The organism is Streptomyces sp. KM273126, assembly GCF_004337435.2.
GTDB classification, from domain to species: domain Bacteria; phylum Actinomycetota; class Actinomycetes; order Streptomycetales; family Streptomycetaceae; genus Streptomyces; species Streptomyces acidicola.
This window is the reverse complement of sequence record NZ_SJXB02000001.1, coordinates 5,802,545-5,821,003: the sequence shown is the minus strand read 5'-3', so window position 1 is coordinate 5,821,003 and position 18,459 is coordinate 5,802,545. Positions and strand designations below refer to the sequence as shown.

The 18,459-nt window shown below is 71.2% G+C and carries 20 protein-coding genes; 5 read left to right on the top strand and 15 right to left on the bottom strand.

The annotated features are described in order from the left end of the window. Positions 1 to 13 precede the first annotated feature (13 nt). The 7 genes from E0500_RS24820 to E0500_RS24790 are packed head-to-tail and all read right to left on the bottom strand — an operon-like array spanning position 14 to position 6,024. Complete coding sequence (locus E0500_RS24820; protein WP_131558804.1) at positions 14 to 814, bottom strand: alpha/beta fold hydrolase; 801 nt, start codon at positions 812 to 814, stop codon at positions 14 to 16. After that, positions 811 to 1,887 (bottom strand): LLM class flavin-dependent oxidoreductase, encoded by a 1,077-nt coding sequence (locus E0500_RS24815; protein WP_131558802.1) that lies wholly within the window; start codon positions 1,885 to 1,887, stop codon positions 811 to 813. The genes E0500_RS24820 and E0500_RS24815 overlap by 4 nt, the downstream gene beginning before the upstream one ends. Beyond that, entirely contained in the window at positions 1,884 to 2,897 is a 1,014-nt protein-coding gene (gene dmpG / locus E0500_RS24810) for a 4-hydroxy-2-oxovalerate aldolase (RefSeq protein ID WP_131558800.1), read from the bottom strand. The genes E0500_RS24815 and dmpG overlap by 4 nt, the downstream gene beginning before the upstream one ends. Further along, complete coding sequence (locus E0500_RS24805) at positions 2,894 to 3,844, bottom strand: acetaldehyde dehydrogenase (acetylating) (RefSeq protein WP_131558798.1); 951 nt, start codon at positions 3,842 to 3,844, stop codon at positions 2,894 to 2,896. Before E0500_RS24805 ends, dmpG begins: the two co-directional genes overlap by 4 nt. Next, positions 3,841 to 4,674, bottom strand: a complete 834-nt coding sequence (mhpD, locus tag E0500_RS24800; RefSeq protein ID WP_131558796.1) for a 2-keto-4-pentenoate hydratase — start codon at positions 4,672 to 4,674, stop codon at positions 3,841 to 3,843. The genes E0500_RS24805 and mhpD overlap by 4 nt, the downstream gene beginning before the upstream one ends. After that, the gene (gene fdxA, locus E0500_RS24795; RefSeq protein ID WP_131558794.1) at positions 4,671 to 4,997 is read right to left on the bottom strand and encodes a ferredoxin; all 327 of its coding nucleotides are present in this window, start codon (positions 4,995 to 4,997) and stop codon (positions 4,671 to 4,673) included. The genes mhpD and fdxA overlap by 4 nt, the downstream gene beginning before the upstream one ends. A gap of 1 nt (position 4,998) precedes the next feature. Next, positions 4,999 to 6,024 (bottom strand): NAD(P)/FAD-dependent oxidoreductase, encoded by a 1,026-nt coding sequence (locus tag E0500_RS24790; protein ID WP_131558792.1) that lies wholly within the window; start codon positions 6,022 to 6,024, stop codon positions 4,999 to 5,001. A gap of 147 nt (positions 6,025 to 6,171) precedes the next feature. On the opposite strand from E0500_RS24790, the gene E0500_RS24785 reads away from it, so the two are divergent. Continuing rightward, positions 6,172 to 7,164, top strand: a complete 993-nt coding sequence (locus E0500_RS24785; RefSeq protein WP_131558842.1) for an ABC transporter substrate-binding protein — start codon at positions 6,172 to 6,174, stop codon at positions 7,162 to 7,164. Here E0500_RS24785 and E0500_RS24780 read toward each other — a convergent pair. The 7 genes from E0500_RS24780 to E0500_RS24750 form a co-directional block, all read right to left on the bottom strand. After that, complete coding sequence (locus E0500_RS24780) at positions 7,100 to 7,561, bottom strand: MaoC/PaaZ C-terminal domain-containing protein (RefSeq protein ID WP_131558790.1); 462 nt, start codon at positions 7,559 to 7,561, stop codon at positions 7,100 to 7,102. The two genes, E0500_RS24785 and E0500_RS24780, sit on opposite strands and share 65 nt — an antisense overlap. Next, on the bottom strand, positions 7,558 to 8,106 hold the full coding sequence (locus E0500_RS24775; protein ID WP_131558788.1) for a MaoC family dehydratase N-terminal domain-containing protein: 549 nt from the start codon (positions 8,104 to 8,106) through the stop codon (positions 7,558 to 7,560). Before E0500_RS24775 ends, E0500_RS24780 begins: the two co-directional genes overlap by 4 nt. Further along, positions 8,103 to 8,828, bottom strand: a complete 726-nt coding sequence (locus E0500_RS24770; RefSeq protein ID WP_131558786.1) for an IclR family transcriptional regulator — start codon at positions 8,826 to 8,828, stop codon at positions 8,103 to 8,105. The genes E0500_RS24775 and E0500_RS24770 overlap by 4 nt, the downstream gene beginning before the upstream one ends. Before the next feature lie 404 nt (positions 8,829 to 9,232). Next, positions 9,233 to 10,090, bottom strand: coding sequence for an alpha/beta fold hydrolase (locus E0500_RS24765; protein ID WP_131558784.1), 858 nt, complete (start codon positions 10,088 to 10,090; stop codon positions 9,233 to 9,235). Between the two features lie 38 nt (positions 10,091 to 10,128). Next, on the bottom strand, positions 10,129 to 11,073 hold the full coding sequence (locus E0500_RS24760) for a catechol 1,2-dioxygenase (RefSeq protein ID WP_131558782.1): 945 nt from the start codon (positions 11,071 to 11,073) through the stop codon (positions 10,129 to 10,131). Further along, positions 11,070 to 12,422, bottom strand: a complete 1,353-nt coding sequence (locus E0500_RS24755; protein ID WP_131558780.1) for a peptidase dimerization domain-containing protein — start codon at positions 12,420 to 12,422, stop codon at positions 11,070 to 11,072. Before E0500_RS24755 ends, E0500_RS24760 begins: the two co-directional genes overlap by 4 nt. 115 nt (positions 12,423 to 12,537) lie before the next feature. Further along, complete coding sequence (locus E0500_RS24750) at positions 12,538 to 13,821, bottom strand: Rieske 2Fe-2S domain-containing protein (protein ID WP_131558778.1); 1,284 nt, start codon at positions 13,819 to 13,821, stop codon at positions 12,538 to 12,540. Positions 13,822 to 14,332: 511 nt separating this feature from the next. Here E0500_RS24750 and E0500_RS24745 point away from each other — a divergent pair. Genes E0500_RS24745 through E0500_RS24730 form a run of 4 tightly spaced genes read left to right on the top strand, consistent with a single transcriptional unit; the run spans position 14,333 to position 17,971 of the window. Continuing rightward, entirely contained in the window at positions 14,333 to 15,340 is a 1,008-nt protein-coding gene (locus E0500_RS24745; RefSeq protein WP_131558776.1) for an ABC transporter substrate-binding protein, read from the top strand. Beyond that, complete coding sequence (locus tag E0500_RS24740) at positions 15,340 to 16,191, top strand: ABC transporter ATP-binding protein (RefSeq protein ID WP_131558774.1); 852 nt, start codon at positions 15,340 to 15,342, stop codon at positions 16,189 to 16,191. Before E0500_RS24745 ends, E0500_RS24740 begins: the two co-directional genes overlap by 1 nt. Continuing rightward, positions 16,188 to 17,009, top strand: a complete 822-nt coding sequence (locus E0500_RS24735) for an ABC transporter permease (RefSeq protein WP_131558772.1) — start codon at positions 16,188 to 16,190, stop codon at positions 17,007 to 17,009. Before E0500_RS24740 ends, E0500_RS24735 begins: the two co-directional genes overlap by 4 nt. Next, entirely contained in the window at positions 17,006 to 17,971 is a 966-nt protein-coding gene (locus tag E0500_RS24730; RefSeq protein ID WP_309505133.1) for a zinc-binding alcohol dehydrogenase family protein, read from the top strand. Before E0500_RS24735 ends, E0500_RS24730 begins: the two co-directional genes overlap by 4 nt. A 42-nt stretch (positions 17,972 to 18,013) precedes the next feature. On the opposite strand, the gene E0500_RS24725 is transcribed toward E0500_RS24730, so the two are convergent. Further along, a complete protein-coding gene (locus E0500_RS24725) occupies positions 18,014 to 18,430 on the bottom strand; it encodes an acyl dehydratase (protein ID WP_131558770.1) in 417 nt (138 codons plus the stop codon). Positions 18,431 to 18,459: the final 29 nt, after the last annotated feature.

Here is an 18,459-nt window from a genome sequence, read left to right as displayed (position 1 = left end):
GCCCGGGCCCGGTTCAGGCCTGGGCGGACCATTCCAGCACGACCTCGGCGAACTCCCCGGGCAGTTGCTCGGGGACGGGGACGTGGCCCCCGGACAGGACGCGGGTCTCGCAGCCGAGAGCCGCGGCGAACCTCTCCAGGGCGGGCAGGGAGTAGTGGTCGCCGGGGGCGCAGACGGCGAGGGTGCGGGCGGTGATGCCGGGCAGCCGCTGGTCCATCGCGTACTGCCGGACCGCCACATGGCCCTCCTCCACCCGGTCCAGGACGGTCAGCGCGTCGACCATGAACCGGGTGAGGGCGGCCTCCTCCCCGCTCGCGTAGAACTCGCGGCGCCGGTTCCACAGCTCCAGCAGGTGCGAGCCGTCCGGCTTGGGGTCGACGTGGTCGATCTGCTTGCGCTCCGCCGCCGTGCGCCGCTTCTCCTCGTCGATGAAGGGTGTGGCGGAGAGCAGGAGGCTCGCCACCCGGTCCCCCAGGCGCGCGGCGAGTTCGACGGCGATCACGCCGCCCGTGTGGTGGCCGACGAGGTGGAAGCGTTCCAGTCCGAGTGCGCCGGCCAGGGCCTCGGCGGCGTCGGCGAAGCGCTCGATCGAGTGGGGTCCGTCGGGCTTCGCGGAGGCGCCGAAGCCCAGGGTGTCCATGGCGATGGCGCGGCGTGCGGTGCCGACGCGCGGCAGCACGTGGAGGTACTCGGTCCACGAGCGCGGGGTCTGGTGGAGCATGAGCACGGGCTCGTCGCCCGTACCGCCGCATTCCGCGTAGTGCAACTGCCCGAAGGGGCTGGGGACGTAGCCCTTGCGCACGGTGTCCGTCATCGGTGCTCCGCCTTCGCTTCAGTGGTCCGGGACAGTGCCGGCAGCACGGAGCTGCCGACGGCCTCGATCAGGTCGGTGGGAGGGTCGTAGGAGCCGACGTGCTGGAGGAACACTCCGGTGACACCGGTGGTGTGCAGGGCGCGCAGGCGTTCGGTGATCTGCTCGGCGGTCCCGAACAGGCAGAACTCCTCGGCGAACCGGGCGGCCGCCTCGTCGCTGATCCATGCCGAGCAGATGTCGACGGCGGCGTCCCAGTCCTCCGCGTGCACGAGGTCCGGGTAGACCCCGCCGATCGTGGCGGGCACCTGGACGTCGATTCCGGCGAGGGCGAGGAAGGGCGCACCGCCGTTCTGGGCGATCGACGCGCAGATGGGCTTGATCCGGCGGGCCTCGGCCTCGATGTCGTCGGTCACCGCGCAGTACGCGGAGACCGTCAGGGGGATGGTGTCGGCGTTCCGGCCCGCCGCCTCGGCGCCCTCGCGCACCCGCGCCGTCGCTCCTTCCAGGGTCCTCGGTGAGACCCCGCTGAGGAGGATCACACCGTCGGCGACCTCTCCGGCGAGCCGCAGGTTCCTCGGCCCGCTCGCGGCCAGGTGCAGCGGAACCTCGGGACGTGGATCACGCAGCCGCGAGCGAACCGTGCTGCTCTCGGAGACATCGAATTCCCACTCGCGGCCGTCGAGCAGGGCGCGCAGCATGCCGAGCCCCTCGCGCATCGCCGCCGAGGTGGTCTGACGCAGGCCGATCGGTCCGACGGAGCTGTTGCCCACTCCGAGGCCGAGAGTGAAACGGCCGGGGGCGAGTTCCGCGACACTGCGGGCGGCCGAGGCGACGACGGCCGGGTGCCGGGTCGCCAGGTTGGTGACCGCGGTGCCGAGGCCGATCCGCTCGGTGCCCAGGGCGGCGGCGGTCAGGGTGGTGAACACGTCCCGCCACAGCAGTTGGGAATCGGGGAACCAGACGTCGTCGAAGCCGAGCCGCTCCGCTCGCCGTACCGTCTCGGCCACACGGTCCGCGCGGTCGCAGGGCGGGACGCGGACGCCGACCCGGAGGGGGATGTCTGACGCCGTCATGCCCGCCCCTCCCCCACCAGGTCGAGGGCGATGTCGGTGATCATGTCCTCCTGGCCGCCGACCATGCCGCGCCGGCCCACCTCGACGAGGATGGTGCGGGTGTCGAGGCCGTAGCGGGCGGCGGCGGTCTCGGCGTGGCGCAGGAAGCTGGAGTACACGCCCGCGTAGCCGAGGGTGAGGGTCTCGCGGTCGACGCGTACCGGGCGGTCCTGGAGGGGGCGTACGAGGTCGTCGGCGGCGTCCATGAGCGGGAACAGGTCGCAGCCGTGCTCCCAGCCCATCAGGTCGGCGACCGCGACGAACGCCTCCAGCGGGCAGTTCCCGGCGCCCGCGCCCTGACCGGCCAGCGAGGCGTCGACACGGGTGACGCCCTCCTCGACGGCGACGACGCTGTTGGCGACGCCGAGGCCGAGGTTGTGGTGGGCGTGGATGCCCAGCTCCGTGTCGGGGGACAGGACGTCGCGGTAGGCGCGGAAGCGGTCTCGTACGCCGTCCATGGTGAGCCGGCCGCCGGAGTCGGTGACGTACACGCAATGGGCGCCGTAGGACTCCATCAGGTGGGCCTGACGGGCCAGTTCGGCGGGTTCGGCCAGGTGGGACATCATCAGGAACCCGGCGACGTCCATGCCCAACTCCCGGGCGGCGGCGATGTGCTGGGCGGCGATGTCGGCCTCGGTGCAGTGGGTGGCTATGCGTACCGAGCGGATACCGAGGGTGTGGGCCTGCTTGAGTTCGTGCAGGGTGCCGATGCCGGGCAGCAGCAGGGTGGTGGGGGTGGCCTGGTGCACGGCGTCGGTGACGGCCTCGATCCACTCCCAGTCGGTGTGGGCGCCGACGCCGTAGGTGATGCTGGAGCCGGACAGGCCGTCACCGTGGGCGATCTCGATGGCGCGGACCCCGGCGGAGTCGAGGGCGGCGGCGATGGTGCGGGCCTGCTCGACGGTGTAGCGGTGCCGGATGGCGTGCATGCCGTCGCGCAGGGTGACGTCCTGGACGTACAAGCCGGTCACTTGGCGGCCTCCGTGGTGTGGTGGGCGGCCAGACGTTCCGCGGTGCGCAGCGCGGCCGAGGTCATGATGTCGAGGTTTCCGGCGTAGGCGGGGAGGTAGTGGGCGGCGCCCTCGACCTCCAGGAACACCGACACCCTCAACGCGTCGGTGCCGACGGTGGCGGCGGGGACCAGTGCGCGCTGCGGGTCGTCGGCGGCGATCCGGTCGAACTGCACCCGCTGCTTGAGCCGGTAGCCGGGCACGTATGCCTGGACCCGGCCGACCATGGTCTCGACGGAGGCGGTCACGGCCTCCTCGTCGCACTCCGAGACCAGGCAGTGCACGGTGTCCCGCATGATCAGCGGGGGTTCGGCGGGGTTGAGGACGATGATCGCCTTGCCCCGGGCGGCACCGCCGACCTGCTCGATGGCGCGGGCGGTGGTCTCGGTGAACTCGTCGATGTTCGCCCGGGTGCCGGGTCCGGCGGAGCGCGAGGCGATGGACGCGACGATCTCGCCGTAGTGCACCGGGGTCACCGCCGAGACGGCCGCGACGATCGGGATCGTGGCCTGCCCGCCGCAGGTGACCATGTTGACGTTCGGGGCGTCCAGGTGGGCGTCGCCGTTGACCGGAGGGATGACATACGGGCCGATGGCGGCCGGGGTCAGGTCGACGAGGGTGCGGCCCAGCGGGCGCAGTACTTCCTCGTGGTGACGGTGGGCGCCCGCCGAGGTCGCGTCGAAGACGATGCCGACGTCGGCGAACTCGTCCAGCTCGACGAGCCCTTCGACGCCCTTGTGGGTGGTGGCGACCTTCAGGCGCCAAGCGCGCGCCAGGCCGTCGGAGTCCGGGTCGATCCCGGCCATCGCCGCCATCTCCAGGCTCTCCGACAGCCGTAGCACCTTGATCATGAGGTCGGTGCCGATGTTGCCCGAGCCGATGACGGCCACCTTGGTGCGGGTACTCACAGTCCCTCTCCTTCCGCTGCGAACTCGACCGCGAACTCGACTGCCACCCGGCCGAGTTGACTGATCCGTGCCTCGAACCGGTCGCCTGGGGCGGCAACCGCCATGGGCCCGAGCGCTCCCGTGAGCACCACGTCTCCGGCCCGCAGGGGATCGCCCCTGCCGGCCAGCGTGGAGGCGAGCCAGGCCGCGGCGCCCAGCGGGCTGCCGAGGCAGTCGGCGCCGGTGCCCTCGGACACGGCCTCGCCGCCCCGGGTCATCGTCATCCGGACACCGCGCAGGTCCAGGCCCGACAGGGGCACGGGCGTGCCGCCGAGCACGAACAGTCCGCTGGAGGCGTTGTCGGCGACGGTGTCGACGAGGCGGATGTCCCAGCCCTCGATCCGGCTGTCCACGATCTCCAGCGCGGGCAGCGCGAAGTCGACCGCCCGCAACACGTCGGCCACCGTGCACTCGGCGTGCGGCAGATCGGCGCCGAGGACAAGCGCGACCTCGGCCTCCACCTTGGGCTGGAGCAGCCGCCCGGCGGCCACCACGCCTGACTCCGGGACCGCCATGTCGGCGAAGAGCGCCCCGAAGTCGGGCTGATCCACACCGAGTTGCCGCTGCACGGCCGGAGAGGTGAGCCCGATCTTGCGGCCGACGATCCGCCGTCCGGCCGCGAGCCCTCGCTCGACGTTCACCCGCTGCACCGCGTACGCGGCGTCGATGTCGCCCTCGGGGAGCAGGGACCGTACGGGAGGGCAGGCCCTGCCCGTGCGGACGGCTTCGGCCAGGGTGTCGGCGGCCTTGACCACGTCGGGAGCGGCCTTGAGTACCTCGCGGGCCGTCATGCGCCCACCGTCGCGATCAGCGGGGAGTCGGCGTCGACGCGCCCGACTCCGCTCGCGCCGCCCGGTGTCCCGAGCGGCTCGCTCCGGCCGGGCAGCACCACTTCGAAGAACTGCTTGTTGTCCTCGCGGTGTCCGGGGTCCGCCTTCCGGTCGACCGTGATGGCCTGCTCGGGGCAGGCGATCTCGCAGGCGCCGCAGTCGATGCACTCGGTGGGGTTGATGTAGAGCTTGCGCGCACCCTCGTAGATGCAGTCGACCGGGCACTCCTCGACACAGGACCGGTCCATGATGTCGACGCAGGCCGACCCGATGACGTAGGCCATCTCAGTTCTCCTTCTCGGTGGAGTGCCCGGGGAACAACTGGGCCTCCGGGTCGATGACGGTGGCGGCGTTGTTGACCGCGGTGGCGACCTCGCCGAAACCGACGGAGATGAGGCGCACCTTGCCCGGGTAGTCGGTGATGTCGCCCGCGGCATAGACGCGGGGGATGTTGGTGGCCATCCGGGTGTCCACGGCGATACGGCGTGCCCGCAGCGTCAGGCCCCAGTGCTGGAGCGGGCCGAGGTCGGCCTTGAAGCCGAGGGCCGCGACGACGGTCTGTGCGGGCAGCAGGCGGGTGGTCCGGTCGAGCCGGTGCCGGATCTCCACGTGTTCCACATGCGAGGTGCCGTGCAGGGCGCTCACCTCGGAGTCGGTGAGGATCCCGATGCCGAGGTCTCGGGCCTTCTCCACGGTGGCGCGGTGGGCGCGGAAGCGGTCGGTGCGGTGCACGAGCGTGACGGACCGGGCCACGGGGGCGAGGGTCACCGCCCAGTCGAAGGCGCTGTCGCCGCCGCCGACGATCACGACGTCCCGGTCGGTGTGGTCGGCGGGCTGCGCCACGAAGTAGATCTGGCCGCGGCCGAGGAAGGCCTCGCCCGCCGGCAGTGGCCGGGGCGTGAACGTGCCCACTCCCCCGGTGATCACCACGGCCCCGGCGTGGACCTCGGTCCCCTGGTCGCTGCGGACGACGGGCCGGCCGTCCGCATCGTGGGACAGCTCGGCCGCACGCTCCCCGAGGAGGTGGACCGGCCCGTACGGTTCGGCCTGCGCGACCAGGTTGTCCACCAGGTCACGGCCGCGCACCGAGGGGAACCCGGCGATGTCGAAGATGGGTTTCTCTGGGTACATCGCGCTGATCTGGCCGCCGCACTGGGGCAGTACGTCCATGACCGCGACCCGAAGCCCGCGGAAGCCCGCGTAGTAGGTGCCGTAGAGGCCCGCGGGCCCGGCGCCGATGATCAGGACGTCGGTCTCGATCCTGCGCGACGACTCGTCCTTGGTCACCGGCATGTCGGAAAGAACGCTCATGCTCCGGAGGCTAGGGAGGGCCCCGGTACCGCCCAATGAGTTCGTTCCGGTGAGCAGGACGCTCTGCTTATGCCCGGCGGGCCGGCACTGGGAGGGTCGGCGCTCCACCACCCCCCGCTCACCATTCCCCGCCCTGGGAGGATGAAGATGCACACAAACGACGGGTCCCGCCTCGGGACCAGGGGTCTCGCTCTCACCGCCACCTGCACCGCGCTGGTCCTCACCACGGCCTGCACGGCCGGCAGCACCGATTCGACGGGGGTGTCGTCCGCGGGGCAGCCGACGGTCCGGCTCGCCCTCGGGGTGGACGCCTCCTACGCGCCCTTCTATCTCGCCGTGGAGCGCGGCATGTTCAGGAAGGCGGGCGTCAACGTCGAACTCGTGAAGACCGAGGGCGGTCCCGCGGCCTCCCAGGCGGTCACCGCGGGCACGGCGCAGATCGCGGCCAACGCCGACTCCACGGCGCTGCCGCTGATGGTCGCCAATCCCGGTCTGCGGGCCCTGGGCGTCTTCCAGTCCTCCGACCGCTACCTCAAGGTCGTCCTGCGCGACGGCATCGACTCACCGAAGCAGATCAGGACGATGGCGTCGATCGGCGGCCTCGGCCTCTACGCGACGCATCAGTACCTGAAGCACAACGACATCGACCCGAAGTCGGTGAAGATCCTGGAGAGTTCACCGCCGGAGATACCGGGCATGCTGGAGCAGGGCTCGATCGACGCCTACGTCCTCTTCGAGCCGTGGGCGGCCCGGGGTGACGCGGCGGGCGGCCACATCGCGGGGCGCATCGGTGACTTCGGCGTGAAGTACGTGCAGTGGCTGCTGGTCGACCAGAGCTGGCTGAAGGACAACGAAGACGTCGCGGGCAAGGTCTTCAAGGTGGTCGCCGAGGCGGACAAGCTCGTCACCGACGATCCCGCCGCCGCGGCGAAGGCCTCCGAACAGCAGGTCAAACTGCCCGCGGACCAGACGGCGAAGGTGCTGCCGGAGATCACCTTCGCCGCCCGCGGCATCGACGACACGGATGTCACCGCGTCCGAGAAGATCGCCGGCTTCCTGGTCGAGCAGAAGCTGATCAAGAAGTCGCCGGAGCTGGGGACGACCCTGCTGAAGGGCTGGTACGAGCAGCACGCCAGGTGAGTCCGACGTGACCGGTGACGCAGGGGGCGCCGTCGTCCTTGTGGACGGCGACGTCCAGCGTCACCCGGGCGCCCTCGTCGCGGGGCTCGACCGTGCGCACCGTCGCGGACCAGGTGAGCCGCTCACCGGCCACGGCGGTGGCCCGGTTGCGCCAGCTCACCGACTCCAGGGCGGCGCCGGGCCCGGCCCACTCCAGCGCGTACCGGCTGAGGGTCTCGCCGTGCAGCGTGGACTGCACCACCGCGTCCGGGAAGCCCTCCAGGGCCGCGTACTCGGCGTCGTAGTGGACGCGGTGGGAGTTCCAGGACACGGCGCTGAACCGGAAGAGCTGCACCCTGCTGTGGGAGTAGGTGCGCGGCGCGCACAGCTGCCCTGCGACGGGGGTGACGGTCGTCATGCGGCGGTCACCCCCGTCGGCGCGTCCGTCGCCTCGTCCGGGACTCCGTCCAGGACGACGATCGTCTCGTCCACCGCCATCAGTTCGGCTCCGTCCTGCGAGGTGAAGCGCGTGGTGACGCCGAGCAGCACGAACTCGCCCGACCGGCCGTGCCGGTGGTCGGCCGAGACGAGCGACCGGGCCGCGGTGACCCGCATCCCCGAGACCGGGGCCCGGCGCAGCCGGACCGACTGTCCTCCGTGCACCTGCCGCACCGGCAGGCCGTCGGTGCAGGGCGACTCGCGTGCGGCCAGCCCATCCGGGCGCAGTTCGTTCTCCGGCGGGCCGTCCTCCCAGCTCAGCGTCCCGGCGAGGAACAGGGCTGGAGCGACGACGGGTTCGCCGGCTGCCTCCTGTGCACGGGCCGTGCGGATGTAGTCGAGGTCGTTGAGGGCTGCTGCGTAGCGGCAGAAGTCCTTCACGGCGAGGACGCCGCAGTCCTCGCTCTCCCACTGCCCGATCAGTTTCCGGGCCCGGGTGAGCACCTCCTGAAGGACCGCGCTCACCGCAGCGACCGGCTGATCCCGAGGGCGGCTGCGCGCAGCGCGCCGGCGTGCCCGGTGGGATCCATGCGATAGGTGGGCGCCGTGATGGAGAGCGCGCCGACGAGTGTGGACCTGCTGCCGAAGACCGGCACGGCCATGCTCGTGTACCCGAGGCGGATCTCCTCGGCCTCGGTCGCGATGCCCTCCGACCTGATCCGTTCCAGCTGGGCCCGCAGTCGGCCCGGTGAGGTGACCGTGTGCCGGGTGAACGGCTTCAGACCGTTCCTGACCACGTCGACGAAGAGCGTGCTCGGGGAGAAGGCGAGGATCGCCTTGCCGGTGGCCGTGCAGTACAGCGGCAGCCGGCCCGCCACCCGGGACTCCTCGTTCAGCCCGCGGTGGGGGAAGATCTTCTCCAGGTACACCACGTCCAGGCTGTCGTGGATGGCGAAGTGGATGGTCTCCTGGGTGGCGAGCAGGAGGTCCTCCATGTACGGCTGGGCCACCTCGCGCAGGATGCGCTGCCGGTGGACCCGCTGGCCCATCTCGAACAGTCGCAGCCCGAGCCGGTAGTCACAGCCCGACCGCTCCAGCAGCCCCCACACCACCAGTTCCTGCGCGAGCCGGTGCACGGTGGCCTTGGCGACCCCGGTGCGGCGCACCAGCTCGGCGAGGGAGAGGGCGTCGTCCTCGGGAGTGAACGCCTCCAGAATGGGTCTGACCTTGCCGAGAACCGAGTTCATCGGGTCGGGGTACGCAGCGGGAGGGGCCGAGCGCGGAATCGATGCCGGAGCCGGACGCGATACCGGCCCCGGCTCCGGACGCGGTACCGGGGCCGCGGCCGCGCGTGGGCTCTGGGCCGGTGCGGAACCGCGGACCTGGGCCGGGACGCCGGACACCATGCAGGGGACGGCTTCGTCGGGTGGGTCGGGTACGAGGGGTGGAACGTCGGCGCGGCCAACCGAGGTGACGCTCATGTGTAGAACCTCCCGATCAATCCGTTGCCTTCCTCAGAACGCGGTCTGTGGCTGGATCTGGCCCTCCACGGAACCATGCATGCCCTCGATCAGGCCATGCGTCGTGCTGTTAATTCGGAGTGACCGGGCCACTGCCCGGCCCCGGTCCCGGCTAACGTGCTCGGCCCCGGTCACCGTGCCTCGGCGAGGAACGCCAGGCTCAGGGGGTTGTACAGCTCGGCCTTCTCGTGCTGCGGCCAGTGACCGCACTCGTTGAAGACCTCCAGGCGGGCGCCGGGGATGGCGGCGGCGATGGCCTCGGCCTCCGGGACGTCTCCGAGAGGGTTCTTGTTGCCCCAGACCACCAGCGTCGGCGCCTTGATCCGCGCCATCCGGTCCGGCCGGAGCAGATTGCGCTCACGCGCCCCGGGTTCCTGGAGGGCCAGCAGATTGTGCAGGTTTGCCTGGAAGTCGGGGTGGTGGTAGATGCCGTAGCGGACCTGCGTCAGCTCCTCGCCGAGGTCCTCGTCCCATTGTGCCCACAGCAGCTTGAGCCGCTCCCGGGTGAAGGACACGTCGTCCTCCAGCGCGGCGGCCCGCGTCGAGGTCTTCAGCCGTTCCATCACCTTCGGGTTGATCTTCGTGCCACCCATGCACAGCAGTTGGAGGGAGGCGACGCGGTCCGGGTACTCGCTCGCCGCCCAGGACGAGACCCAGCCGCCCAGCGACTCGCCGACCAGGTGGACGCGTTCGGCGCCGACGGCGTCCAGGTAGGACATCAGGTGCTCGACGTACGCGGGGATCTCACCGGGGCGGTCCGGCTTGCCGGTGTAGCCGTGGCCCAGCATGTCGACGGCGTGGCAGCGGTAGCGCTCGGCGTGCGCCGGGATGTTCCGTACGAAGGCCTCCAGATGGCCGGTCGTGCCGTGCAGGAACACCACGTGCTCGCCATCCTCGGGTCCGGCCTGCAGGGCACGGGTCCTGAAGCCGGCGGTCTCGACGTAGGTGTGCCGGTAGTCGACGCCGATCAGTTCGGTCCAGATGCTCATGGCTGCCTTTCAGCTTCCGGTGTTCGTCTGTGCGGGGTTCAGGACGGCTGTGCGGGGTTCAGGACGGCGACGGCCATCCCGGTGAGCCACTCGGGCATCGGCTCGTAGGCGAGGCGCCGGCCGGGCACGTGGTCGAGCAGGGCCGCCATGAGCAGCCAGGTGCGTACTTCCTGTGCGCCGTTGCCGGCCGTCTTCTCCAGTTCCTCGGTGGTGAACCGGGTGACGAGGTGGGTCTCGCCCTTCTCGACGAGGGAGAGGAACTCGTCGTCGAAGCCGGGGTTGAGCGCGGCCTCGGCGGCGCGGATGATCTCGCGGCGGCGGGCGTCGTAGTCCTGCCAGTTGTCCCGGCCGTTGAGCCAGGCGCCGACCATGAACTCCTCGTCGTCGCCGTGCGGATCGCGCCAGTCCGGCCAGGGCAGCCGGTGCGAGAGCCCGCCGGAGCCGATCACCGCGACGCGACGGTCTCCGGGGAACGCCAGGACCGCCTCCCGGATCGCGCGGCCCAGTTCCTCGCAGCGTTCGAGGGTGGGCAGCGGTGGGGCGAACACGTTGACGACGAGGGGGACGATCTCCACGTCGAGGCCGTCGAGGAGGTACTGGATGGCGTGGGACTGGCCGTGGTCGATCTGCAGCCGGGCCGAGTACGCGGGGTCGAAACGGCCGCCCTCCACGAGGGAGCCCGCGATGTGCCGGGCGAGCGGTACGTCCACGGGCTGCGGGCCCTTCGGGGTGCCGGACTCCCCGCTGGCGACGCACTCGCCGACGCCGAGGGTGAAGGCGGGGATGAGATCCAGCCAGAAGCCGCGGAAGTGGTTGGAGCCGACGAGGATCACGGTGTCGGGGCGGGCAGCGGCGAGTTCGTCGCACGCCTCCTTCAGCGCGTCGCGGAAACGCTCGGCGCGGTCCTTGTGGAGGGTCTCCTCCCAGTGGGTGTTCATCAACGTGCTGTGCGAGGCACCCACGCCCAGGACGATCTCGGTCATGACGGCTCTCCTTCCACCTCGGCGCGCGTGCGGGTGACGGTGTCGACGGCCGTACGGATCAGATGGCGCGTCAGCTTCTCCATGGCCCGTACGGAGACGGTGTTCATCCCGCGGGCGAAGTCGATCGGGAACGGTGCCTCCGCGTCGGCGACCTTCGGCATCCCGACCCGCACGGTGGGGATGCCACGCCCACGCAGGATGTTGGCATCGGTCGCACCGCTGTTGCCGCGGATCACCTCGTGCTCGCGCCCTTCGAAGGCCTCCCAGGCCGCTGTCGCGCTGCGGCAGACCCAGTTGCGCGGGTCGGTGCGCGTACCGGGGATGGCCAGCACCATGCGGGCGGTGACATCAAGGCCTGGCACCTCGGCGCGCAGGGCGTCCAGCGCGGCCGAGAACTCCCGCCTGGCCTGCATCGGTGTGGTGTCGGGCGCGATACGCAGGTCCACCATCAGGGTGCAGACGGCGGGGGTGACGGCCGCCATGCGGGGCCAGCCGCCGCGTACGGAGGAGACGATGCCCTGGGGTGCGACCGTGCCGCCGGTGTGGCGGTCGGCGTACTCGACGAACCACTCCTCCAGGTGCCGGGCCACCTCTCCGGCCCGGGCGATGGCGTTGTCGTACGGGAGCCGGTGCCGCGAGCCGACGTAGGTGTGGGTGCCGTGGACGGTGACCTCGAACCAGACGAGGCCGACCTCGTCGTGGGAGACCGTCCAGCCGGGTTTGGCGATCACCGCGTAGTCGGTCCACACGCCCTGCTCCAGCAGGAACGAACAGCCCACGCCCTGGCCGGTGTTGTACCGGGTGCCGCCCGGCCGTGCGTTGGTGGGCATGCCGCCCGCGCCGAACGCGGCGACGAGATCGCCGGTGAGCGGGATGCCCGCGAGGGCGATGGCCTCGGCGGCCATCATCACGCACGCCGCGTGGCCCTTCGGGTTGGAGGCGCCGAGCCCGGTGACCAGGTCATCGTAGACGGTGGCCCGCGGCCGCATGTCGTCCCGCAACTCCGGGCCGATCCACGGGAGGTCCTCGCTCTCCTCGCCCACAGTCAGGGTGTCGATGGGCGCGTAGAGCATGAGGTCGGGGCCGGTTCCGTCGCCGTCGAGCCGAGCCCACGCGTTGGCCTGCCGGTCGTCGAGCGGCTGCACCGTGGCGGAGCATCCGGAGTCGGCGAGCGTGCCGGCGATATGGGCCGCGAGGGGGCCCTCGTCGCCCGTCGGGCTCGGGATGTCGACGAGCCCGATGATCAGCTCTCGCAGCCGGTCGCCGGTGACGTGCCGCCAGGCTTCGCCGGCCCAGGCCCTCCGCCGGTCGTCCAGCCCGGCCAGACCGGCCGCCGTGTGGTCGTTCACTGGTTGATCCTGTGGACCTGGGTCATCGTCGTACGCTCGAAGCGCTTCTTGGCCAGGGGGAGCGCCACGGCGATGGCGGCCCCGGCCAGCAGGGTGAGCAGTGTGCGGCCCATGATCAGCCCTTCTTCGCGTTGCCGGCGTTGGCGGAACCGGTGGAATTGGCGGAACCGGTGGAATTGGCGGAACCGGTGGAAGGAGCGGGTGGGGCCCCGGCCGCGGCCAGCTTCTTCGCGTACTCCTCCTCGCTGAGGTTCCGCCAGGCGGTCAGCGAGATGTCGGGGCGGTAGAGCTTCTCCGGAGGGGCGTCGGTGACGTCGACCATCCAGGCGTCCTGGCCGGAGAACTGCCCGTGGAACAACCAGCGGATCGCCCCCAGGTACTTGGCGTAGAACCTGAGCGTCTCCCAGCCCTCGGTGAAGTTGACCATCACACCGACATAGCGGTGGTTGTCGGCGTCGACCGGGACGTAGAACTCGTAGTGGATGAACTTGGGGTAGGCGATGCGCAGCACGCCCGGCATCGCCAGGGAGGCGAAGCCGGGGAACTCCTGGGCCTCGATCGTCGGGTCGACCTTGTCCGCCTTGCCCGTGTTGCCGAGGTTGAAGGTCTCCTTGGGCGGCTGGAGTTTCCACCAGCGCTTGTTGGACCAGCGGCCCACGCCGGGGAACTCGGCCTCCCAGTGGACCTCGTCCTGGACCCGGAAGATCCAGCGTCCACGGGGGACGATCCGGGTGATGTTCCAGGTCGGCATCGGCTTGAACAGCCGCCACAGCGCGGTGCGGTGCAGGTACTTGGCGTGCCCCTCGTCGAAGCCGTTCTCGCAGGCGAACCGCCAGTTGCCGCCGCGGGGTTCGATGCGGCCGCCCATGACGAAGCCGTGGGAGACGAGTTCCTCGGGGAGTTGTTCGTCGATCGGGTGGGGGTCCTCGTCGGCGACGGGGATGTACACCCACACCATGCCGAGGCGCTCCTCGACGGCGTACGTCTTCACCTCGACCTTGCCGGTGAGCCGGCAGCCGGGGCCGTCGGTGATGACCGCGCACAGCTTTCCGGTGGGCAGGTCGAACGTCCAGCCGTGGTAGGGGCAGCTGACCGTGCCGGGGAACTGCTGGTTGCCCTCGGAGAGCGGCACCCCGCGGTGCGGGCAGCGGTTGTGCAGCGCGTACGCCTTGCCGCTGTCCCGGATCAGGGTGATCTTCTCGCCGCAGATCGTGAACGGGAGGGGTTTGCCGGTGATGTGGCTGGACCAGGTGATCGGGTACCAGTAGCCGCGGAAGCCGGCCGCCGCACCGTCGTAGTGGGGCCACGACGACCAGTCCTGCCGGCCGGGCTGCCCGGCCGGTCTGCGGCCGGTGCGGCCGGTGCTCGTGGAGGCGGGCGGGCCCTCACTCGTCGTCATGGTGCGTGACCTCCTGCTGCCGTCGGAACATGCCCCGAGCATCGGGTGACCGGTCCGATCCGCCTACGGACCCGTTCCGCTGAGCAGACCGCACCGGATCTGCGGTTCGTCCCTGCCTGCCGGGGTCCCGGTGTGGAGGACACGGAGGATCTGTTCGCTCTCGTGGTGCGCACCGCCCTGGCCGCGGGCGGCATCTCGGGCATCGGGGCCGCACACGCGTGCCGTGGGCGCGAGTGCGGCGGTCACATCACGGGACGCGCGGCGGGCGTCCGGGCGGGAAGGCCAACCCGGGTATCCGGGCGGGAAAGCCCACCCCGGGCGACCCATCCCACCGCGGTCACCCGGCCCATGGACGGCTCGCCGCGCAGCCGGTCCCGTGTCCATCCCGTTCAGCGGACCGTGAACCGTGCCAGTCGCCCTCGCCCGGGTCTACGGTTCGCGCCAACCCACGGGCCGCACCCCGTATGACCGGCCGAAACCGGCGGTCTCCCGTCAACCCACCGAGGTATCCATGGAGACACGGGTCAGCAGGAGACACCCCTTTGCGGGTGTCGTCGCCCTCCTCGCTCTCATCGCCGCAACAGCCCTGACCGCGTGCAGCGCGGCCACCACCGACTCCGCCACAGGTTCCGGCAAGACCACGGCGTCGGGCCCCACGGTCCGGATCGCCGTCGGTATCGACCCCTCGTTCGCGCCCTTCTTCCTCGCCGACGCCAGGGGTCTGTGGGCGGAGCACGGGGTGAACGTCCAGCTCGTCCAGTTCGGGCGGGGCGGTGAGGGCGTCGACGCCCTGGCCGCCGGTCAGGTGCAGTTGGCCGGCAACTCCGACACCACCACCATCGGCATGCTCCAGCAGCACACCGGTCTGCGGTCACTGCTCGTCTACGAGGAGTCCGGCCGCTATCTCAAGGTGGTCCTCGGCCCCAAGGTCAAGGACCCTTCTGAGATCAGGAAGATGGCCGTCGTACCGGGGCTCTCGGAGCTCGCGGCGACCCGGTTCCTCCAGTCCGAGGGCATCGACGAGACGTCGGTCGACTTCGTCACCGCGGATCCGCCGGAGATCCCGGCGCTCTTGCAGAAGGGCGACGTCGACGCCTACGTTCTGTGGGAGCCGTGGCCCGCCAAGGGCGCCGAACTGGGCGGACGGGTCCTGGAGACCACGGGCGACTACGGCCTGTCGTACGCCCACTGGCTCATCACCGACGACAAGTGGCTGAGCGGCAACAAGGGCACGGCGGTCAAGGTCGCGCAGGCCCTGCGGGAAGCGGCGAAGGCCACCGAGGCCGACCCGGACGCGGCGGCGGCCGCCACGCAGAAGGCGGCGAAGGTCCCCGCCACCCAGACCGTGCAAGCCATCGAGGACATCGACTTCGGCGTCCGCGACATCACCGCGGCCGACCTCAGGGGTTACACCGCGACTGCCCGGTTCTACGTGGACACCGGAAAGGTCGCGTCCGAGCCGGACGTGACCCGGGCCGTGCTGCCCGGATGGTTCACCCAGCAGACGAAGGGATCCTGATGACCAAGGCCATCGAGGCGGACCGGCCGCCGTCCGGTCCGGCGCGTGAGAACGACGCCCACGGTGCGGCCGTCGCCGTCGACGGGGTGGACATCCGGTTCGGCTCCTTCCACGCCGTGCGCGACATCTCGCTGGACATCGCCGCGGGTGAATTCCTCTGTCTGCTCGGCCCGAGCGGCTGCGGCAAGTCCACCCTGCTGTCGGCGCTCGCCGGGTTCGTGCACCCGCACTCCGGCAGCCTCACCGTCGACGGGGCGCCCGTCACCGGTCCGGACCCCGAACTCGGCATGGTCTTCCAGAGCAGCGAAGCCCTCTTCGACTGGCTCACCGTCCGCCAGAACGTGGCGTTCGGCCCCCGGATGCGCGGCAGGTCCCGTGCCGAGCAGCACAAGCTGGCCGACGAGTACCTCGCCCTGGTCGGCCTGCGGCACTGCGCCGACCGGTTCCCGAGCCAGCTCTCCGGCGGAATGCGCCAGCGCGTGCAGATCGCACGCGTCCTGGCGAACGAACCGCGCGTGGTGCTGATGGACGAGCCGTTCGGCGCGCTCGACGCGCAGACCCGGCAGGTGATGCAGGAGGAGATGGCCCGCATCTGGCAGACCTCGGGCTGCACCGTCGTCTTCGTCACCCATGACATCGACGAGGCGATCCTGCTGGCCGACCGCGTCGCCGTCATGACCGCAGGCCCGGCCGCCTCGGTCAAGTCCGTCTACCCGGTGGACCTGCCCCGGCCGCGCGACGAGTCCGACCCCGCCGCCCGCGAACTGCGGCGCGCGCTGCGGGACGACATCGGCGAGGAGGTCCGCAAGGCCCTGCTGGCCCAGGGGCTCGACCAGGAGGAGCAGCGATGACGGTCGTCACGGCGAAGCCCACCGCCGAACCGCGGATCGACTGGCGCCCGGTGCGTGGCGCCGTACGGGGACTGCGCACGGCCGGTCTGTCCGTGGTGTCCGTCCTCGTCGGCGTCGGGATCTGGCAGTTGCTGGCGATGTCGTACGGCGCCTCGCTGGTCGCCTCCCCGCAGGCGACCCTGTCGGCCGCCGTCGATCTCGCCCGCGACGGCACGCTCACCAACTCGATCATCGCCTCCAGCCGCCGCATCCTGATCGGCTGGGGTCTCGGCCTGCTGGTGGGTGTGCCGGTCGGCCTGCTCATCGGGCAGATCCCGCTGGTACGCCGGCTTCTCGACCCGTACATCGAGTTCTTCCGCTTCATCCCGCCGGTCGCCTTCGTGACGCTGGCCGTGGTGTGGCTCGGTATCGGCGAGTCGTCCAAGGTCGTGCTGATCTTCTACACGGCGGTCTTCATCGTCACGCTGAACACCAGCGCCGGGGTGATGGCGGTGAGCGAGTCGAAGCTGCGGGCCGCCGCCAGCCTGGGCGCGGGCCGCCGGCAGATCCTGCAGCAGGTCGTGCTGCCGTCGACCGTGCCGTACATCGTCACGGGGGCGCGGCTCGCCATGGGCAACAGCTTCCTGACCATCGTCTCCGCCGAGATCGTCGCCGCCCAGGTCGGCCTCGGCTCGCTGATCTGGACCTCCCGCAACTACGGGCGCATCGACTGGGTCTTCGTCGGCATCATCACCCTGGGCATTCTCGGCTTCGTCTTCGACCGCGTGCTGCGCATCGTGGCCTCGCGGGTGCTGCGACGTTATGGAGTGAAACTGTGAGCAGTCATGTGCAGGGGCAGACGTCCCGTGCGCTGGTCCTTGAGCGGTTCGGCGCGCTTCCCCGACTGGTGGAGCGTCCCGTGCCGGTGCGGGAGCCCGGCCGGACCCTTGTACGGGTACGGGCGGCGCAGGTGGCGCATCTCGATCTGAACGTCGTGGACGGGAAATTCGGCATCCTCCCGGATCTGCCCTCCGTGCCGGGCACTTCGGCGTGCGGGGTGGTCCTGGCCTCGGACACCCACGCCGAGGGCAGTCTGGTGAGGATCAACGGCAAGGGGCTGGGGCTGCGCCGGGACGGCGGCTGGGCCGAGCATGCCGTGGTGCCCGACGCCGCCGTGCTCCCCGTGCCCGCGGGCACGGATCCGGCGCTGGCGTGCAGTTACTTCTCCCCCGCGGGTACCGCGTGGCTGGCGGTGCACTCGGTGGCGGGGGTGCGGCCCGGGGAGCGGGTCCTGGTGACCGGTGCTTCGGGTGCGGTCGGCGCGCTGGCCGTGCAGCTCGCCGCGCGCGCCGGGGCCGAGGTGATCGGGGTGGTGGGCCGCCCGGCCAAGCTGAGCCATGTCCCAGCGCCGGCGAAGCCGGTCCTGGCGGCGGAGTTGTCGCCGGACGCGGTGGGCGGCCCGGTGGACGCGATCGTCGACACCGTCGGCGGACCGGTGCTGCGCGACGCCCTCGCGCTGGTCCGTCCGCGCGGGCGCGTGGCGCTGGTCGGCTACACCGCCGGGCGCGAGTTCAGTGTGGACCTCGCCGACTTCCTGCTGGCGGACGTGGCGCTGTTGCCCGTCAATCTGATGTCCCGCGGCAAGGAGGTCGCCGCGGACGCCGAGCGGCTGCTCGCCGAACTGGCCTCGGGAGAGCTGACGTTGCCGATCGAGCGGCACGGGATCGAGGGGCTGGGGCAGGCGGTGGACCGGTTGCGGAGCGGGGAGGCGGTCGGGAGGGTGGTGCTGGACCTGGACTGAGACCGCTCAGTGGGCTGAGGCCGTTCAGGGGACGGAGGCCGTTCAGACCAGGACGACGACGGCGTGGCCCCGGCAGCAGACGCTTCCGGGGCCTTCGCCGTCCGCGGGCCCGCAGTGCTCCACGAGGTCGAGCGTGACCTCACCGCGCACCGGGTCGACCGCGCGTACGGTGCCGGTGACTTCGAGCCGGTCCCCCGCGTGGGCGGGCGCCCGGTTCTGCCAGGCGACCTCCCGCACCCGCCCGGTCCCGCCGGCGAAGCCCGCCGCGGCCCGGTGGAAGAGACAGCCGTGCAGCTGCGCCATGACGACCGGTCCGGCCAGCCCCTCGGAGCGGGCGAAGGTGGTGTCGTAGTGGATGCGGTGGGTGTTGCGGGTGACGGCGCCGAAACGCAGCAGGGTGACCTCGTCGGGGACGAACGAGACGGGTGGTACCGGCTGACCGACGCTGACGGAATCCATCTGCGTACTCACCTGACTCACCTGACTCA